Source organism: Nostoc sp. DedQUE02 (assembly GCF_034531035.1).
Classification (GTDB): Bacteria; Cyanobacteriota; Cyanobacteriia; order Cyanobacteriales; family Nostocaceae; genus Nostoc.
Genome location: NZ_JAVRBY020000011.1, coordinates 16,404 through 34,408 on the forward strand (window position 1 = coordinate 16,404; position 18,005 = coordinate 34,408).

The following is an 18,005-nucleotide window of genomic DNA, read 5'->3' on the forward strand; positions in this document are numbered from 1 at the left end:
AACTCAACGATTCAATCTGGAATTTAAAAATACAGAGTTTTGCACTGATCGCACTACCAGATCAAATTACTTGATTGGCGATCGCGTGTTTGTTCGACTTTTTTTACTCCATTTCTCGTCTATTTAATTTTCTAACTTTCAATTATTTTTAACTTCTACAAATTCATCTTCTATTAGGAATCCGGTTTGATTACTGAAATCACTTGGCTTAGTAGGCAATAGTCAAAAGGCAATAGGCAATAAACTTCTTGGCAAAAGTCAGGAAAAGAGTAAGAGGAAAGGGGGAAAGGTTTGTTATTTTCCCTTTACCCTTTTCCCCTAAGAGTGCAAAAAGCACAAATGCCAAGAGGTCTAATAGGCACTCTTGCAATAGGATTTCAGAAGATTCAGGTATATCGAATTTTTTCACGCAATCAAATATGAGTCCTATATTTAAAGGCAATTAACTGCGGTCATTACCGTTATTAATGTATTTAAAGTAACTTAGGCAATCAAATAACGATTCTTCTGTGAAATTACTATAAGTAATAAATGATGAATTTGTAAAGAATGTGGTAATTTACCTGATGTAACTTGGTAATTGCTGCATAACGATCGCAATGCTTAACAAAAAAAATAACGTAGCTTGTTAGAAACTTTATGGAAACAATATCTGTCTATCTAAATAATCAGGATTTCTACTCAGGTGGATAATTTTAAGTATACAAAATACTGTGTTTTTAATAGCACAAGGTCGTTATTCTAAAAGTTCAGTTATAACAAGCCCACTCAATTAAATAGTTTTGATAAAGGTGTAAATAATGACTTATCTCTTGCGATCGCTCAAAAAATCCTTACCAAGTTGAAATTTCGACACAAAGACTACTGCATATTTCACCCCAATAAGCCTGAATGAATAAATATAGTATGAATGAGGTGTCAACCATGACTCGAATTCGTGACGTTGTAGAAAGAGCTTTAGCAACTGGCTATTTGACAGTGGAAGCTGAAGATCAACTACGACAACTGTTGACTACCCGGTATGACTTAGAAGATTTTAATGCTTTCATGACTTTGCAAGAAGCTGCCATGACTGGTAAGGTCAAGCAGGAGTCTAGAGAGCGGTGTGGCATCAAGTAGAGACTTAGCCTGCTACATCTCAGCGACGGGGGCGTTTACCATCATCCTCAAAATCATCATCATCCTCAAAAAAGTCCCAATCATCATCATCTGCTTGATTGGTAGTTGGTGGCTGATAAGGGGGAATGATTACCCGGTAATCGGCATCATAAACGGATTCAGTTTTTCCCGCAGCCGTATTTTTTGGTTCGCGGTAGCTGTAGGAGTAAACTGAACCAGACTGAGAACTCCTTTTGGCTTCTGATTGACGTTCGTAAGTTGTTGAATCTCTAGGCTGTTGAGCTTGAGAATTAGGTGTAGGTGCAGACTCTGACTTTTCATAAAAGTTCCAATCATCATCTCTACTGCCATTTGTCTCCCAATCATCAAATACCTCACTGCTAGGCTCTTCTTTTTTACTAGCTGGTGGTGGACTGGCAGAACGAGATGCAGGTTCTTCTCTTTGGGTTGCTTTCGCACGAGACGAAGTTGCAGTTACTCTGTTAGGGGTTTGGCGTTGTCCTGCCACAAAATAATTGGATAAATTAAACAAGGTAGCAATCAATATCGATGTAAAAGCACCAGTAGTAGTACTGAACAAAATCCATATCGCTAGTGGTAATGGTTGAGTTCGCACGCCCAAAAATACTAGCGATAGGGCAGGTGAGAAATTTTGGATTAACAACAGCGTTAGTCCTCCCAGTACTGCCACCAATAGAATTAAGCGAATTACAGCCATAGCAATTTTGTCAGTTGTCAGTTATCGATGGTCAGTTGTCAGCAATCAGTTATCAGTCTGATTATTCTTCACTAATTACTGTTCACTGACTACTGACACTATCAGCCATCTCTATCATTACCTTTTTAAGACTATTGTGAAATTTACAATAGATTTCTTGGCAAAAGTCGGGGTAAAGGTGAAGGGGAAAAGGGTAAAGAAACTCAAAATCCTTCCCCTTTAACCAAAACCTTTTCCCTAAGAGTGGAAAAATATATTTTTGCAAGAGGTCTAATAAATTCGCTTAGGGCGTTAGCGACGACCTTGCCACCTCTGAATTGGGATGCAGTCAATGTCTAGTTGATCTAAAGCACGGGCAACTACAAAATCAACTAAATCCTCGATGGTTTGGGGATTGTGATACCAGGCGGGAATAGCGGGGACAATTCTCACTCCAACTTCTGCTAAAGAGGTTAAGTTACGCAGGTGGATGAGGCTAAAAGGGGTTTCACGCGGGACAATGACCAGCTTTCGCCCTTCTTTTAGTTGGACATCTGCTGCCCGTTCTAGTAAATCCGAACTCAAGCCAACTGCTAGCTTTGCCACTGTACTCATGCTGCATGGAATAATCATCATCCCCAGAGTGGCAAAGGAACCACTGGCAATCCCGGCTCCAACATCGCTCCAAGGATGACAGCGTAATTTTCCCGAAAGTGCAACTCCAGCTTGCTCTCGCCAGAATTGTTCTTGCCCGGTTGGTTCTGATGGCATCCGAATTTCCTGTTCTGACTGCCAAACCATGTAAGTTGATTTAGAGGCAACCAATTCAATGCTATACTCCGCTTCTAGCAAAAATTTGATTGCGCGAACAGCGTAAATCAGACCAGATGCGCCCGATACGCCTAAAATTAAAGGTTTGGTGTTATTTGACACGTAAGGGTTGGTTTATGAGAGGCAGGGGGCAGCACTTCGGCTACGCTCAGTGGCAGGGGGCAGGGGGCAGGGGGAAAGGTACAAATCTCGCCTCTTGTCGGCGAAAGCACTGCTCCTTTTCTCCCTTGGTTGAGAGCAATAACTGCAAGTAGGGTAGTTTTTCTCCCCCGCTCCCGTTCGGCTACGTTCACGGCAAGCCTGCTCCCTGCTCAAGAGCATTTTGACTTTACTCATCCTCAGAGTAAGGATCTAGGTCATCAGGCTCCATATCATTTGGTAAGTAGAGGTCTGAAAGGTCTTCACGGGAATCATTGCCAGTTAACCCTTTAGCAACGCCATCGCTGCCGACTGTTACCAAATCAATTTGCTGACGGTAGTAATCGACACTCTTAACTTGGACGGCGACGCGATCGCCTAATCTATAAGAAGCGCGATTTTTGCGCCCAAATAGTGCCTGTTGTCTGGCGCGATATTCATACCAATCATCTTTGAGAGAACTGACGTGTACCAATCCCTCTACCCGCAAAGGCACACCAGGATTACTGCTGGATTCCACCTCAGCTGCGGGTACTTCAATTTCCACAAAGAAACCGTAGGATTGAACCCCGGTAATCACGCCTTGAAATACCTGACCGATGCGTTGCTTCATCAGTTGGGCTTTTTGTAGTCCGGCTAAATCGGCTTCGGCTTCTTGGACTTCTTTTTCGCGGTCGTTGATTTGGACAATTACCCTAGTCAAATCGCTTTGGAGTTCTTGTTGCAATTCTGGGGGTAAAACGTTCCAGTTAATTTCCTCGTGGCTGGAAGAGTGGCGTAGGTTAACGCGTTCTCTGACACGGGTATTGCGGCGATCGCGTCCGTTTTCCAGTAGCGTGTAATACACTCTCTGCATCAGCAAATCTGGGAACCGCCGCAAGGGAGCGCTAAAGTGGACATATTGTGGTAGTGCCAGACCAAAGTGAGATCCTTTGGTGGTACTGTATGCCGACGGCTTCAGTGTATCTTGTAACAAGTAAGTAAGAACTTGCTCGGAGGGAGATTCCGCAAAAGCTGTGGTCAAATGTTGGTAATCTAAAGGTTGGATATCGACTTCTGGATCTAATGTGAGGTCAACGCCTAAATTGACTGCCAATTTCAGCATTTCCTGGACATCTTCAACATCAGGAGTACCTTGGACTCGCCAAATAGCCGGAACACCAAGAGCATTTAAGTGAGTTGCGAACAGTTGATTAACTAACAGTACTAACTCCGTGAGTAGCGATCGCACTGGTAAATCATTCACCACCACAGCGCCGAGAATCCCCTCATCATAATAGGCGTTTTGGCTAGGCGGCAGATTCAACTGGAGGCTACCACGATTTAACCGTACCTGTTTCACGGCTGTTTGCAAGGCTTGGAGGTCTTGCAGGATTTGGGAAACCTGTGATGATTTATCTTCAGCTTCACCTGTGAGAATTGCTTGAGCTTGTTCAGTAGTCAGTGCAGTCTCGACGTTAATTACACTGGGTTGAATTTCCCATTCCAGCACTTCTCCCGATTTGGGATCAATGGTAATTAAAAAAGAGATAGTTAAGCGATCGCTCCCAGGTACTAAAGAACAGCGTTCTGCCACAGTTAGCGGCAAAATTGGCAACACCAATTCTCCTAGATACACTGACTTGCCCCGTTTGAGTGCTTCTCTATCTAGGGGTTCATCAGGTTGGACATAGTGAGAAACATCAGTGATATGAACGCCTAAAAGCCAATTTCCAGCTAAGTTTTTTTCTAAACTAAAAGCGTTTTCTATAACTTTGGTATCACCATTTACCCCTTCAATAGTGAGAGTAAACAAATTACGTAAATCTAGCCGATTTTTCAGGTCTGCTTTCAATAGCTTTTTGGGCAACCTCGCAGCTGCTTCTAGAACATTATCTGGAAAAGTCCGGGAAAGGTCGTGTTTGCATGTAACTAAATCTATATCAGCAGCAGCTTCGGCATCGCTACCAAGGATTTGCACCACTCGACCAAGGGGAGGATATTGTGCCAACGGGTAACGCAAAACTTCCACATGAACCAGATGATCGATCGCTTCTTCTAACTTTGCCCCGTTAGGTTGAATTTTGAGTTCAAACAGCAATCGATCATCTAAAGGCACAGCCCGAAAACCAGTTTCTACTTGCTTAATTCGTGCCAGTAAAGTGTGGTTAGAGCGTTCGAGAATCAGTTTCACCTCACCTTCAGGAGACCGACGACGACTGCCTTCTTTCAGAACTCTCACCAAAACGCGATCGCCATTCCAAGCATTACTCAGATGACTTTCGCGGATGTAAATATCCTCAGCGCCTTCTACATCTTGAATAGCAAAGCAAAAACCTTTACTAGAACAACGGAGTTTTGCCTCAATTACGCCGTCTTCTGAGACACGCCGATACTTACCCCGTTCTTTGACTAAAATACCGATTTTTTCCAGAACATCTAAGGCAATGTGAAGTTTTTGTAAACTTTTTTCATCTTCACAGCCAAGTTTCTTTTCTAAAACCTTCCGAGCTACCAATTTATCATCGGTGAAATTGGCAAGGAGTGTAGCGATTGAAAATTCCATGCAGTGAACCGACCTTTGGTCAAAACATCATTTGTTGTTTAACAAAATAGAATTCAGGAGTCAGGAGCCAGAATTCAGAATTTAATTCTGTCTGACTAGCGGATAGCGCAGCGGTAGCGAGTCCGCAAGCGTGCTGAATCAAGGTGTTTAAGTCCTCCCACAAAAATTTTCTTGTTTTGTGGTCAACTTTCGTAATAGCGGGGAATTCAGACCCGCTATCTTGATTCTGAATTCTGAATTCTGACATTCTGAATTCTTCTTTAATCTGGTTCTTTTCTGTATACCCTCACGGCTTACAGAAACAAGCTGGAAACTAATTGCCCTGAAGCAAGCTTCCTAAGTTCTAAAGAAAGGAAGCCCGACCCAGTAAGAGGGGGAAACTACTCCCGCAGTTCCTTTGCAAAGAAGCCGACCCACGGACAACTCTGGGCGTTTACGAACTTCTCACTGCACGATGCTCTCAGAATTCGCCTGCGTTCAATTTCCTTTAGCTAAACAAACTTAAGATTGCACGCCTGATTACAATTTAGCCCCGCTAGGTAATTACGCGACGGGTTTTTGAGAAGCTGGGTTTAGAGAATCCATACTGCCCAAAAGCCCTATGCAGGGGAGCCACTGTAGTCTTCTCCAAGGGGAGACGCTAAAAGCGATAGCGCCGGCGGCAAGCGAGTCTGCGAGCGTCTGGGGTCTCCCCAAGTGGAGGAGGCAGTGCGGTCTTCTCCCAAAGGGAGAAGCTAACGCCAAGGGGTCTCCCCAAGTGGAGCAACTGCCGTCAAGTGGCGTGGAAACTACAGGTGTTTGATTGTCTAGAGAGAGGGTAATTTTACGCCATTAGACTCTGATTTGTAACTAGGAGGAACTGCTGGTGAACCCAATTTTCCCACATGTAGAATCGGTAACAATTAGGTAAGCAGCTTAATGAGCAGCGAGGGCGAACCTTATCTCCATTATTGTAGATTTAGAGCGCACTTCCAGAAAATAGTTCTAGATATCGAGTTGGGTAATCAGTATAGCATTGCAAGCAAGACTACCCAGACAAGTTAGCACTCACTAAAAATTTCGTCAAAAAAGAGCTACTGCTACAATTAGGACACAAGGCAAAGCTTGAATATCACTTTAAAAGGGACTGGGGATTGGGGATTAGGATTAAAATAATTCTTTCCCAGTTCCCAGTTCCCAGTCCCCAGTCCCCAGCAGATTTAGATTGGTAGCAGTATTATGTTGGCTCAATTCCAGAGCTTGTATCCCCAGGGCAGTTTGATTTCTGAATTAGTGCAAATTTTTCAAGGAAAATATATTGTTCGGGCAAGCGTACAAATTGAAGGTGTAACCCGTGCTACGGGTATGGCAGCAGCAGAAACAGTAGAAGCAGCAGAAGACCAAGCCAGAACCAGGGCGCTGATAGTTTTGGGTATTACAAACGCGCCACCAGAATCAGTAGCGTTGACCTCAAATCCAGTTTCCCCGGCACAGGTAAATCCTGAATTGAATACTAAAGGTGGATTGAGTGAGCCTGCTGCTTATTCCTCTCCAAAAAATGAGGATTTTGTTAGTAGTCAGTGGTCAGCAGTCAGCGATAAAGAAATATCTATACCGCCTTCTAAAGAACGGAACATCAAACCAGAAGTAGTAACAAGCAGTAACGAACAGTACGGCTATAGTAATGCTGCGCCCCTAGCAAGCGATAGCTATAGCCAAGATTTAAGTCAAAACTTTCCTATGACTGCCAACCGGGAGCTAGAATTTGATCCTCCAGTTGAGACCTTAGAAATAAACTTTGATAACCAGCCAGAAAATCAAACTTTTCCGGCGATTTCTGCCAACAATGTCACACCATTTACACCCCGGAGTTACAGCCCTCAAGAGAATGTCGCCACACCATCAGCGACAGGAAAGAGAAAGAAGAAAGCTGAACCCGTGGATTTATCGGATGTAATTGCTAAAACAGATGTCGAACTTCAGCGTTTAGGCTGGACACCAGAACAGGGACGGGAGCATCTGATTGAAACTTACGGTAAGCGCGGGCGGACTTTGCTGACTGAAGAAGAATTACACGGATTCCTCAAATACTTACAGTCTCAGCCAGACCCAATAGCGGGATTTTGATTTGTCATTTGTCATTTGTCATTGGTCATTAGTCATTTGTAAGGATTAATGACTAATAACATCGGCTCTTGAAACAGTAACGAAGCTATGGAACCTGTGAATTTTTCTGAAGTAATTGCTCAAACAGACGTTAAAATGCAGCGACTAGGCTGGACAATAGACCAAGGACGGGAACATCTGATAAAAAATTATGGGAAGCGATCGCGTTTTTTCCTAACCGATGAGGAATTGCATGAATTCCTCCAATATCTCCAATCTCATACCATTTCTTTGTGAGGCTGCGCCAAACCCTTTTAACTTCTTTCTTTGTGTCTTTGGCGTCCAACTCTTACGAGACGCTGCGCGTTGGCGGAAGCCTCTCGTAGAGATGGCGGTTCGTTTTTCTTCCTTGTACTTACAATATGGTTTAGTGCATCTTCATACAGAATTGGTATCAGCCAGATCCGATAGCAGAATTTTGATTTCCAACTTTTAAATCGAGTTGTTTAAGTCAAATAACCCCTCTTCAGTTATGAAGAAGGGTTATTTTAGGGTTTAAGAGGATTAAAAGTGGTCAACCATTTACCAATCGTGACTATTAATTAACAGCAGCAACTGCTGGGCGGCTACCGGCAGAGTGACGGTCAATCACTTGGTCAATCAAACCGTAGTCTCTGGCTTCCTCTGGTGACATGAAAAAGTCACGTTCAGTATCTTCAGCAATCCGCTCAATTGGTTGACCTGTATGTTCAGCTAAATAGTCATTTAGCCGCCGCTTGTGGTACAGAATTTCCCGCGCCTGAATTTCAATATCAGTCGCCTGTCCTTGAGCGCCGCCTAAAGGTTGATGAATCATAATCCGAGAATGGGGTAGACTCATCCGCTTACCCTTAGCACCTGCGCTGAGGAGAAAAGCGCCCATACTCGCCGCCAATCCGGTACAAATTGTACAGACATCAGGGCGAATGTGTTTCATAGTGTCAAAAATGCCCATACCAGCCGTCACCGAACCACCGGGAGAATTGATGTACATATAAATGTCTTTCTCCGGGTCTTCAGCATCCAAATACAGCAGTTGGGCAACAATCAAGTTGGCAATATTGTTATCAACTTGTTGTCCCAAAAAGATGATGCGCTCACGTAACAGCCGTGAGTAGATGTCAAAGGCGCGTTCACCTCGACCCGATTGTTCAATAACGATAGGAATCATGGAAGCGTGTTTGTGGCTACTTTAAATACATTTTATCGGTGACAGCACAAAACTGGGGTTTATCTCTACTGTTCTTACCTAGATAGAAGTAAATCTTTCCCATTCTGTCTTATCCAAGAAGGAAGCAAAAGGTACTTTTGCTATAGATTCAACCTCTAAGGGCACTTTTTAGCAGCAAAAGCTGTCTAAGAGAATATCCAGACTTAGGGAAGAACAAATCAAAAAACTCCAATTGTCGCCAATCTTTATGTTTCAGCCTTTGCTGCACAACCTTGGCGATGTGGTGATTAGACTGATAACCAGAATCTAACTTGCTTAGGGAATTATGTAAAATTTCAGTAACATTTTAAACATTTTTTTAGGATTTCCCTCGGCAATTAGCAAGTAATTTTTGTTAGATTCAGTAAGTCTATAGTACGAGGTGTATTTAGAATAACCAGTCCTAATTGAAATGCTATCCACTCACAAGAGACGTGCCATGCTGGAAAAACTTGTACAAGCTGCCATCATCACCTTCTTGCTCCATCTGATAGCAGGACTTAGCCCAAATACTTTAATTCAGACAAAGACAGCATCACCTATGCAAGAAACGCCACCAAATATTGTTAGCTTGCTATTGCGATCTTTTCAATAAGAATGTTTCATAAGTTGCACAGGTATAAGTAAGTCGGCGTAAATAAACTCAATTATATAAATATGATTGCCTTGTAGTCAGCGCTTTAGCGCTAAATCGCTGACTACAAAACTTTAATTTTTTACATCACTTACTTAGGCGATTTCAAAGACATACACTACTACCTCTACACAAGGGGTTTCTTGCTTATGTATATAGCCGTCTAGACTAACAATCTTGGGAACAGGCTAGACTGAGCAAAGAAGGCAACCACTAGCGTTTGATCATGACTAATCGCCTTGCTGAAGCTAAGAGCCTCTATCTCCGTAAACACGCCGAAAACCCCATTGATTGGTGGCCTTGGTGTGACGAAGCACTTGCAACTGCAAGGGCGCAAAATAAACCGATTTTTCTCTCCATTGGCTACTCTAGTTGCCACTGGTGTACTGTCATGGAAGGCGAGGCTTTTTCTGATATTGCGATCGCCCACTTCATGAATGCCAATTATCTTCCCATCAAAGTAGACAGGGAAGAAAGACCTGACCTCGATAGCATCTACATGCAGGCTTTGCAGATGATGAGCGGTCAAGGCGGTTGGCCTTTGAATATTTTTCTTTCTCCAGAAGATTTAGTACCGTTTTACGCTGGGACTTATTTTCCTGTAGACCCGCGCTATGGTCGTCCGGGATTTTTGCAGGTGTTGCAAGCTCTTCGCCGTTATTACGACACCGAAAAAGTAGAATTACAACAACGTAAAGCCTTAATTGTTGAGTCTCTGCTCACGTCTGCGGTGTTGCAAGACGGTACAACAGATGAGCTTGAAGACCATGAATTACTCCGCCAAGGTTGGGAAACTAGCACAAGTGTAATTACTCCTAGTCAATCTGGCAACAGTTTTCCGATGATTCCCTATACAGAATTAGCACTGCGGGGAACTCGATTTAATTTTGAATCTCGCTATGATGGCAAGCAAGTTTGTACCCAACGGGGACTAGACTTAGCGCTAGGCGGCATTTATGACCATGTAGCTGGTGGTTTTCATCGCTATACTGTTGACCCAACTTGGACAGTACCTCACTTTGAAAAGATGCTCTACGACAATGGACAAATTGTCGAGTATCTGGCTTCTTTATGGAGTGCAGGAATACAAGAGCCAGCCTTTGAGAGGGCGATCACTGGTACTGTACAATGGCTAAAGCGGGAAATGACCGCACCGGAAGGTTACTTCTATGCTGCCCAGGATGCCGACAGCTTCACTGTTCTCACGGCAGTAGAACCAGAAGAAGGAGCCTTTTATGTTTGGAGTTACAGCGAAGTAGAACAACTGTTAACGCCTGAAGAATTAACCCAATTACAACAGCAATTTACTGTTACCCCTAACGGCAACTTTGAAGGGCATAATGTTTTACAAAGAAGGAATTCGGGTCAACTGAGTGCAACGCTGGAAACGGCACTGAGCAAGCTGTTTACAGTTCGTTACGGTGTTAGTTCTGAGTCTCTAGAAACTTTTCCCCCGGCTCGTAACAATCAGGAAGCAAAAACTACTAATTGGCCAGGTCGCATTCCCTCGGTGACAGATACGAAAATGATTGTCGCCTGGAATAGCTTGATGATTTCCGGGCTGGCTAGGGCTGCTGGGGTTTTCCAACAACCTTTGTATCTGGAATTAGCAGCACAAGCAGCGAATTTTATTTTGGAAAATCAGTTCGTCGATGGGCGTTTCCAAAGACTTAACTATCAAGGAGAACCAACTGTTTTAGCGCAGTCTGAAGATTATGCTTTGTTTGTTAAAGCTCTCTTGGATTTACAAGCTTGCAACCCTGAGCATAAGGAATGGTTAGAAAATGCGATCGCTATCCAAGATGAATTCAACGAATTTCTCTGGAGTGTCGAATTAGGTGGTTATTATAATACATCAAGCGATTCTAGTCAAGATTTAATTGTTAGAGAGCGCAGTTATGCAGATAATGCGACACCATCAGCTAATGGAATTGCGATCGCTAATCTTGTCCGTCTCGCCCTACTCACCGATAATCTAGATTATTTAGATTTAGCGGAACTTGGTTTGAAAGCTTTTAAGAGTGTAATGCATCGCGCTCCCCAAGCTTGCCCTAGTTTATTTACAGCTTTGGATTGGTATCGTAACTCTACCTTGATTCGCAGCACTACTGAGCAAATAAACTCTTTGATCCCCAAGTTTCTACCAACGGCTGTATTTGCCATCACATCCGATTTACCAGAGGGAAGCGTTGGGTTAGTTTGCCAAGGCTTGAAGTGTCTTGCACCAGCCGAAAGTGTAGAGCATTTATTGCAGCAAGTCCAGAAAAGTCAGAATAGAGGATGACGACCAGCAGTGAATTAACGGCAATTGTCTTAGCAGGTGGTAAGAGTTCTCGTATGGGTCAAGACAAAGCCTTGATTCCCATTCAAGGAGTGCCTTTATTACAGCGAGTTAGTAGGATTGCTCAAAGCTGTGCTGATGTTGTTTATATAGTCACTCCCTGGCCAGAACGCTATCAAGATTTGCTTTTGCCTGGTTGTCAGTTTATTCGGGAAACGCCTTTATCTGGAGAATCTCTAGCCCACGGGCCTTTAGTGGGATTTGCCCAAGGGCTAGCCGAAGTGCAAACAGAATGGGTGCTGCTGCTAGCTTGCGATTTGCCGAGGTTGCGGGTTGAGGTATTGCAAGAATGGGCAAGTAGACTTGATGGTGTGGGAGATAATGCGATCGCAGCTTTAGCTCATCATCCCAAAGGCTGGGAACCTCTATGTGGTTTTTATCGCCGTCGCTGTTTGCCACAACTATTGGATTTTATCAACCAAGGGGGGCGATCGTTTCAACAGTGGCTTCGGCAATATCCGGTAGAAGTTTTGCCTTTACCAGAACCCGAAATGCTGTTTAACTGTAATACACCAGAGGACTTGGCTAATACCATTTCTTTGTGAGGCTGCGCCAAATTCTCTTGGCTTCCTTCTTTCTTTGTGTCCTTTGCGCCCTTTGCGGTTCGTTCCTTATATAGTTTGGAGTTTGGCGCATCTTCATACAGAATTGGTATAAGAGTTAATTCATAGCATTTTCACTACTTTTACAAGAAGTCTACTTAACTCGACAAAATTTGCGATCGTTATCACTCTCAGGATATTGCCAAGAATAGGCAAAATGGCTAACTCCCTTCAATTGAGGTGCAAATTGTCGCAGTGCCTGCATTTGCACTTCTAGGGATGGACGATTACTGATCGATTCTCCCCATTTGCCTGCTAAAGCTGGGATTATCTGCGTACCTGGTTTTGCCATACTCAAAACTCGTTGCACTTGCGTCACAATACAACTGACATTACCGCAATTCCCATAAGCCATAGGATGCCATTCTAATGTAGCGGGGAACCGATCCCAAGGTTGCAAACGGGAATCATACCCTTGTCCTACAGTTTGGTTGCCATCAGGGAAAAATACTACTCCTGTGGAAATACCTTGCTGCTTTGCTGGGTAACTAGCGATGGTGACAAAATCTAGAATTCCTTGCATAGCGTGGGCAACGGCAAGCTGCCACAACTCCCATTGTAAAAGTGGTTGTCTATCGGTTGCAGGCAAAATTGATTTTTGCGCCAGTGGGAGAGTGCGTCCTTGCCAAAGGGGTTCTCCTTCCTGGGGATAAAGTTTATCGACTTCCGCTACATCTGCACCGGTGACGAATCCCTTGCTCAAAAAGCGGCGAATCAAGTCCAGCCCTTTGTAATTCTGTGCCCGTTTAAATAAAGCTTCTTGGGTTGCAGGGCTAAATAACCATAAATCCGAAACTTTGGTGGCAATGGAATCACTTCCAGCTTGCCGGGGATAACGCACGTAGTCCAATAACAAGCCATCTGGACGACGGCGCAAAATTTCTTGTACCAATTGGTAGTAGTCGCGTTTTGCTTGCAAGTTGTAGGGGTCGATAAACACTTGAGAGCCGTTATCTACCACATATAAACTCGTTTGACCTTTGCCATTACGAGCGATCACACTTTCTCTATCTGTACGTTGGGCGTAAGTATAACCAAAATTTGTGGTAAACATCCAGGCGTAGACCTTCAAACCGCGTTGCCGACCTTTTTTAATTGCTGTGGCGAGTAAATCGGCGTTTTCTGCTCCTGGAGTGCGAATCACAGCAGGCCAAACCGTCGGGTTAGCTTTTGCTGGTAATAATACTTGCCCATCGTAAAATACTTCTAAATAAACTTGGTTATAGCCACGGTTAACAATCCGATCCATAATCTGATCGATTATTCCTGGCTGAATGTCACAGGGATACAAGCGCAACCAAATGGCTTGGGTTTGCGGCCAAGTTCGAGTGCGACACTCTCGTAATTCCTGCGCTTGTTCTTGTACTATTTTTTGGTAGCGCGTTTGAGCATCTTCCTTGCCTTTGAGAGCTGACAAACGTAAGTTTTCTTTTTCTTGCGCCGTCGCTGATGATAACTGACAATACTTATTTACTTGCGCCCTTGCTGGTTCGCTGCTAAAGTTGGGGAGCAACAAACTACTAGTGAAAACAACAGCGAATAAGCGCTGCCAAAATAATGTTGAGCTTACAACTTTCAAGGGACGTTTAGACATACCTACCAGTAGATGAACTAATTTAAAATTCAAAAGAGTTTCAGATGAGGATTTAAACTCCGACTGTAGCAAGATCCTCTAAAGTAACTGAGCAAAGACAGAGTTGCTCCAACTCCGAGTTAGATGTTGACGTTCGGTCTTAAACCCTTTTATTTGCGATAATCATCGATCCAAAATCAGATTAGCTTGGGCAAAGTGTATCAAATTATATAGCTAACTAGTGAGGGTTTTAAAACCTATTTTTTTAAGACTCCTAAAGACCTATTTCTGTTGCTGTATTTTTTTATAAACCCTTAAAAAAATTGACTTTGACAAAATGTTAAGCTTCAATCCAAGTGTATTGGTTTTTAGCTAAGGAGAGAGTCAATTAGTTTAGTTGAAAATTTAAAATTCAAGGTTATATAAATTTGACAAAATAGCCAAGAGCCAAAAATTTTGACTCTTGACTATTGATGATACAAGCAATAGTTAATAGCTAACCGCCACGCTTCAGTGCCGTCTCCACCTGCTGTAACTCCTTCTCTAGACGAGTTTTGAGTTTTTCGGGTACGGGACGGTTTGGGTAAGAACTGTAGTGTCCAGCTAGAGAATTGAGGGCTGTTCGTATGGTTGTAAACGAGCCAAGACCAGAAACAGAGTTAACTCGCTGGTAGCGAGCTGAAAAGTCATTAATTTTTTGCCGCGCTTCTGCTTGAATTGCTGCCTTGTCTGGTGAATCTTGGGAAAGATCCAGAGCTTGTCTCATAATATTGACCACAGCTAAGGTGTCTTGACGATAATCCCCAGTCAAACTATCTGGACTGCCAGAACAACCCATTAAGCCGATAGCTACAACTAAAACCAGCGCAAGCAAACGCGACCAATAGCGCTTCATATGCATTAAGTAAAACAATACGTAAATCAACGTCCATCCTATCTTGGATTGGTAACTTGGGGATCAATTGAGTAGGGAATGGAGAGTGGAGGGGAGGAAGGGGAAGAAGCAAGGGAGCAGGGGGCAGGGAGGAGAGTTTTCCCCTCTGCCCTCCGCACCCTGCACCTCTGCCTCTTACCAATGCCCAATGCCTAATGACTAATAACTTTTTGATATAGAGTATCCCTTTGTTGGTAAGGTCGTCCTAAAGAAGCGATCGCAGTTTGCAAGGTTTCGACTTCCATACACGTACCACCCAAAGCACCTGCCATTGTGGTAATGTGTTCCTCCATTAATGTGCCGCCGATATCGTTGCAACCCCAAACTAAGGCTTCTGTCGCGCCTGCAAGCCCCAGTTTTACCCAACTCTGCTGATGGTTAGGAATCCAATTACCTAAGTAAATTCGCGCTACAGCCCCTAATAATAGTGCATCACTTAAAACTGGTTGATCGCGTCCGACACGGCGACGTAATGATTTGGGCGCTTCTTGACCAACGAAGGGTAATAAAATAAATTCTGTGATCCTTGCTGGATATCCTTGATTGATAGCGGTTTTTTGGAGCGAGCGCAATTTTTCTAAATGTCCGATTTGCTGTTCGTGGGTTTCAATATGCCCAGATAACATAGTGCTGGTGGTATGCAAGCCTATTTTGTGTGCGGTGCTGACAATTTCTAGCCAAGTGGCTGTGTCAATCTTCTCTGGACACAATATTCGCCTAACTTCATCGTCTAATACTTCAGCTGCTGTTCCCGGCATTGAACCAACACCAGCATCGCGCAAAGCAGTAATCACATCAGCATATTCTAGTCCGTCAAATCTGGCGATGAATTGCACTTCTTGGGGAGAGAAAGCGTGTAAATGGATGTGGGGAAATTCCTGTTTAATGGTTTCTACAACTTTGAGGTAGTAGGGTAAAGATTTACCATTTATCTGCGCTTGTGGATTTAACCCGCCTTGCATACAGATTTCCGTTGCACCTCGCTTTACTGCATCTGTCGCTTTTTCCAAAATTTGCGCTGAATCTAACCAGTATGCATCGGCATCACCATCATCTCGACGGAAAGCACAAAAACTACAGTGCTGCTCACAAATATTAGTAAAGTTGATATTACGGTTAATTATGTATGTAACCGTATCGCCTGCTTGAGTGTGGCGAAGTGTATCGGCTGTAGTACGTATTGCGGCGATCGCCTCTGGATCGGTTTGTTGTAACAATACCACTCCTTCTTCGAGAGATAAGTCGTATCCCATCAAGGCACGCTCAAGAATTTTTCCAACAGCAATTTTTGTCAGCATTATTTTCTTAGTTTTTCAGTAAATCTTAATTTTATAATTTGGATTGAAGAAGAATTCAGGAGTCAAAATGGGCTAAACCTTAGCTATCCGCTAACAGGAGTCAGTAATCTTGACGCCACCCTTGAATACTCGCTACTGCTTTGCTATCACGGACTCGCTCTCCGTGGCGCTATCAGCCGGAGATTCAGACGCGATGCTCGTTCCGACGCTCTTCCTTGCTAACGCTACGCTATCCGCTTTTTTGGTCAAAATTTATTCTGAATTCTGACCTCTGACTCCTGAATTCTGTTTGATAAATATCTCTTGACTGTACTCTATTAGACAAGAAACGCTATGTAATATTTAGCTACTTTTCTTTTCTAATCGCCACAGCCTACTATTCTGGAAAACCTCGGCTAGTTTGTATTTTTTCTCAAGCTTATATTTAAATATTTTAGAAGGATTATACAAAAATAGCTCACTGAAACTATCAGGAATATTTGGCAGACTTGGTTCAATTACCAATTGCATCTGCACTTTGTTATTTAGCAGATGACTGAGAGACATTAAATCGCCAATATTTAGGGAATAATTACTACTAATTAATAGTGGATTATTAGTTTTATTGATGATGCGAGCAATTTGAGGGTTAGCATGGCTGCTTTTATTCCACCATGTCTCAGCTTGAGAACTGACGGCACATGATAAAACTCCACTGGAAATTACTACTACCATTACTAATTGCCAAAATTTGCGGACTATTAACTTAGAAGAAATAATTTGAGTCGCCAGCAAGTAAGCAACAGCTAGCTGAATGCCTATATAACAGGGAATGATATATCTAGCTCGCAGACTAACCTTACCTCCAAAAATTAAATCAGGCAATATGAAAATTAAAGCCGGGACTCCACTTAAGAGAAAAACAAATAACCAAACTCGTGTTCCTGTTTGACGATAAAGAAATAAGAATGAATATATTACTAAGATTAAGATTACGGGAATTAAAAATCGACCCCAGCGCAAAATAGGCAAATTCAAATCTGGAAAAAATGGTTCGTAGCGCCAAAAATCAGCAAATAAATAACTAATATTACCAATCCAACCAGAAACTAAAAATGATACAGATTGTCTAGCTTGAGTACTGGCTGTTGTGCGATCAATTTCAGATAAGCTATTAATAACGGTTAAAATCCAAGGAACGAAAGCTAAAAAACCGACACTAGTTGCTATTAGATAAGCTTTAACGTTTTTGGTAAATCGATATCCTGCAATGGCAAATACATAAATACCGTAGGCGATCGCTAGCAATCCAGAAAACAAAAAGGTGTACAATCCTAGTGCCACTGTTACTGCATAAATCGCCCAAGACTGTTTGCTACCTAGCCTTATGGCTCGCAACAGTGCAACACTTTCTAGTAAAATAGTCACTATCCACAAACCGAACTCTCTAGCCTCTTGGGCATACAGCACATGAAAGGGCGATACTGTTAAAAAAGCTACGCTTACCCATGCTGTTATGGGTGACTGAAATAATTCTAAGCACAACCAATAAATGCCAGGAAAGGCTAGCAGGCTAATTATGGCTGACAAGCTTCTCGTAGTTGCTACTGAATTGCCAAAAAATTGCATCCATAATCGAAGCAGCACGTAATAAAGTGGAGAATGCTGGGCATCTTCCATTGCTAAAGAGTTGATTGTATTGATTAAATCTTTTTCGGAATTAGGCTGTTGATATTTTTGTATATCTTCAACTGCAAACACGCGTCCATTAAACACTTGTTGAACAAATTCTGTCTTAGTGTAACCAGAAATTCGTAATGAGGTATAAGCTTCATCATGCCAATAGACTTTTCGATCTAGATAAGCGAAACGAAAAAATATCCCTAATATTAATAAAATAATGATTAAAAATCTTAGCCAAATAGGAGGTAAATATTTTGCAATTGTTGATTGTCTGTTGCTCATAAATATCGACTATAC

The 18,005-nt window shown here is 42.8% G+C and carries 14 protein-coding genes; 6 read left to right on the forward strand and 8 right to left on the reverse strand.

The window, feature by feature from the left end:
- The first annotated feature begins 924 nt into the window (after nt 1-924).
- A complete protein-coding gene (locus RMX98_RS12025) occupies nt 925-1,119 on the forward strand; it encodes a hypothetical protein (protein WP_289797223.1) in 195 nt (64 codons plus the stop codon).
- Between the two features lie 19 nt (nt 1,120-1,138).
- Here RMX98_RS12025 and RMX98_RS12030 read toward each other — a convergent pair whose 3' ends face one another.
- The 3 genes from RMX98_RS12030 to RMX98_RS12040 all read right to left on the reverse strand — a co-directional run bounded on the left by RMX98_RS12030 (nt 1,139) and on the right by RMX98_RS12040 (nt 5,330).
- The gene (locus RMX98_RS12030; protein ID WP_322677658.1) at nt 1,139-1,837 is read right to left on the reverse strand and encodes a LapA family protein; all 699 of its coding nucleotides are present in this window, start codon (nt 1,835-1,837) and stop codon (nt 1,139-1,141) included.
- A 291-nt stretch (nt 1,838-2,128) separates the two neighbouring features.
- Entirely contained in the window at nt 2,129-2,749 is a 621-nt protein-coding gene (locus RMX98_RS12035; protein WP_322677657.1) for a flavin prenyltransferase UbiX, read from the reverse strand.
- Between the two features lie 226 nt (nt 2,750-2,975).
- On the reverse strand, nt 2,976-5,330 hold the full coding sequence (locus tag RMX98_RS12040) for a ribonuclease R family protein (RefSeq protein ID WP_322677656.1): 2,355 nt from the start codon (nt 5,328-5,330) through the stop codon (nt 2,976-2,978).
- Between the two features lie 1,218 nt (nt 5,331-6,548).
- Between RMX98_RS12040 and RMX98_RS12045 the strand changes: the two genes are divergently transcribed.
- Nucleotides 6,549-7,436, forward strand: a complete 888-nt coding sequence (locus RMX98_RS12045; RefSeq protein ID WP_322677655.1) for a hypothetical protein — start codon at nt 6,549-6,551, stop codon at nt 7,434-7,436.
- An 87-nt stretch (nt 7,437-7,523) separates the two neighbouring features.
- Complete coding sequence (locus tag RMX98_RS12050; RefSeq protein WP_322677654.1) at nt 7,524-7,712, forward strand: hypothetical protein; 189 nt, start codon at nt 7,524-7,526, stop codon at nt 7,710-7,712.
- 301 nt (nt 7,713-8,013) lie between these two features.
- Here RMX98_RS12050 and clpP read toward each other — a convergent pair whose 3' ends face one another.
- Nucleotides 8,014-8,625 carry an ATP-dependent Clp endopeptidase proteolytic subunit ClpP gene (clpP, locus tag RMX98_RS12055; protein WP_322677653.1) on the reverse strand — a complete coding sequence of 204 codons (612 nt, stop codon included), beginning with the start codon at nt 8,623-8,625 and terminating at the stop codon, nt 8,014-8,016.
- A 478-nt stretch (nt 8,626-9,103) separates the two neighbouring features.
- On the opposite strand from clpP, the gene RMX98_RS12060 reads away from it, so the two are divergent.
- The 3 genes from RMX98_RS12060 to RMX98_RS12070 all read left to right on the forward strand — a co-directional run bounded on the left by RMX98_RS12060 (nt 9,104) and on the right by RMX98_RS12070 (nt 12,184).
- Nucleotides 9,104-9,259 carry a hypothetical protein gene (locus tag RMX98_RS12060; protein ID WP_322677652.1) on the forward strand — a complete coding sequence of 52 codons (156 nt, stop codon included), beginning with the start codon at nt 9,104-9,106 and terminating at the stop codon, nt 9,257-9,259.
- A gap of 265 nt (nt 9,260-9,524) precedes the next feature.
- Complete coding sequence (locus RMX98_RS12065) at nt 9,525-11,582, forward strand: thioredoxin domain-containing protein (protein WP_322677651.1); 2,058 nt, start codon at nt 9,525-9,527, stop codon at nt 11,580-11,582.
- Nucleotides 11,579-12,184, forward strand: coding sequence for a molybdenum cofactor guanylyltransferase (locus tag RMX98_RS12070; protein WP_322677650.1), 606 nt, complete (start codon nt 11,579-11,581; stop codon nt 12,182-12,184). The genes RMX98_RS12065 and RMX98_RS12070 overlap by 4 nt, the downstream gene beginning before the upstream one ends.
- Nucleotides 12,185-12,335: 151 nt before the next feature.
- Here the strand turns inward: RMX98_RS12070 and RMX98_RS12075 are convergent, their stop codons facing one another.
- The 4 genes from RMX98_RS12075 to RMX98_RS12090 all read right to left on the reverse strand — a co-directional run bounded on the left by RMX98_RS12075 (nt 12,336) and on the right by RMX98_RS12090 (nt 17,990).
- The gene (locus RMX98_RS12075) at nt 12,336-13,835 is read right to left on the reverse strand and encodes a family 10 glycosylhydrolase (protein ID WP_322677649.1); all 1,500 of its coding nucleotides are present in this window, start codon (nt 13,833-13,835) and stop codon (nt 12,336-12,338) included.
- A 475-nt stretch (nt 13,836-14,310) separates the two neighbouring features.
- The gene (gene psb27 / locus RMX98_RS12080) at nt 14,311-14,715 is read right to left on the reverse strand and encodes a photosystem II protein Psb27 (RefSeq protein WP_322677648.1); all 405 of its coding nucleotides are present in this window, start codon (nt 14,713-14,715) and stop codon (nt 14,311-14,313) included.
- A 185-nt stretch (nt 14,716-14,900) separates the two neighbouring features.
- On the reverse strand, nt 14,901-16,046 hold the full coding sequence (gene cofH, locus RMX98_RS12085) for a 7,8-didemethyl-8-hydroxy-5-deazariboflavin synthase subunit CofH (protein WP_322677647.1): 1,146 nt from the start codon (nt 16,044-16,046) through the stop codon (nt 14,901-14,903).
- Between the two features lie 342 nt (nt 16,047-16,388).
- Complete coding sequence (locus RMX98_RS12090; RefSeq protein ID WP_322677646.1) at nt 16,389-17,990, reverse strand: glycosyltransferase family 39 protein; 1,602 nt, start codon at nt 17,988-17,990, stop codon at nt 16,389-16,391.
- Between the last annotated feature and the right edge of the window lie 15 nt (nt 17,991-18,005).

Coding starts and splice junctions, on each gene's coding strand:
- RMX98_RS12025 (WP_289797223.1), top strand. CDS start 925: ATGACTCGAATTCGTGACGTTGTAGAAAGAGCTTTAGCAACTGGCTAT.
- RMX98_RS12030 (WP_322677658.1), bottom strand. CDS start 1,837: ATGGCTGTAATTCGCTTAATTCTATTGGTGGCAGTACTGGGAGGACTA.
- RMX98_RS12040 (WP_322677656.1), bottom strand. CDS start 5,330: ATGGAATTTTCAATCGCTACACTCCTTGCCAATTTCACCGATGATAAA.
- RMX98_RS12045 (WP_322677655.1), top strand. CDS start 6,549: ATGTTGGCTCAATTCCAGAGCTTGTATCCCCAGGGCAGTTTGATTTCT.
- RMX98_RS12050 (WP_322677654.1), top strand. CDS start 7,524: ATGGAACCTGTGAATTTTTCTGAAGTAATTGCTCAAACAGACGTTAAA.
- clpP (WP_322677653.1), bottom strand. CDS start 8,625: ATGATTCCTATCGTTATTGAACAATCGGGTCGAGGTGAACGCGCCTTT.
- RMX98_RS12060 (WP_322677652.1), top strand. CDS start 9,104: ATGCTGGAAAAACTTGTACAAGCTGCCATCATCACCTTCTTGCTCCAT.
- RMX98_RS12065 (WP_322677651.1), top strand. CDS start 9,525: ATGACTAATCGCCTTGCTGAAGCTAAGAGCCTCTATCTCCGTAAACAC.
- RMX98_RS12070 (WP_322677650.1), top strand. CDS start 11,579: ATGACGACCAGCAGTGAATTAACGGCAATTGTCTTAGCAGGTGGTAAG.
- RMX98_RS12075 (WP_322677649.1), bottom strand. CDS start 13,835: ATGTCTAAACGTCCCTTGAAAGTTGTAAGCTCAACATTATTTTGGCAG.
- psb27 (WP_322677648.1), bottom strand. CDS start 14,715: ATGCATATGAAGCGCTATTGGTCGCGTTTGCTTGCGCTGGTTTTAGTT.
- cofH (WP_322677647.1), bottom strand. CDS start 16,046: ATGCTGACAAAAATTGCTGTTGGAAAAATTCTTGAGCGTGCCTTGATG.
- RMX98_RS12090 (WP_322677646.1), bottom strand. CDS start 17,990: ATGAGCAACAGACAATCAACAATTGCAAAATATTTACCTCCTATTTGG.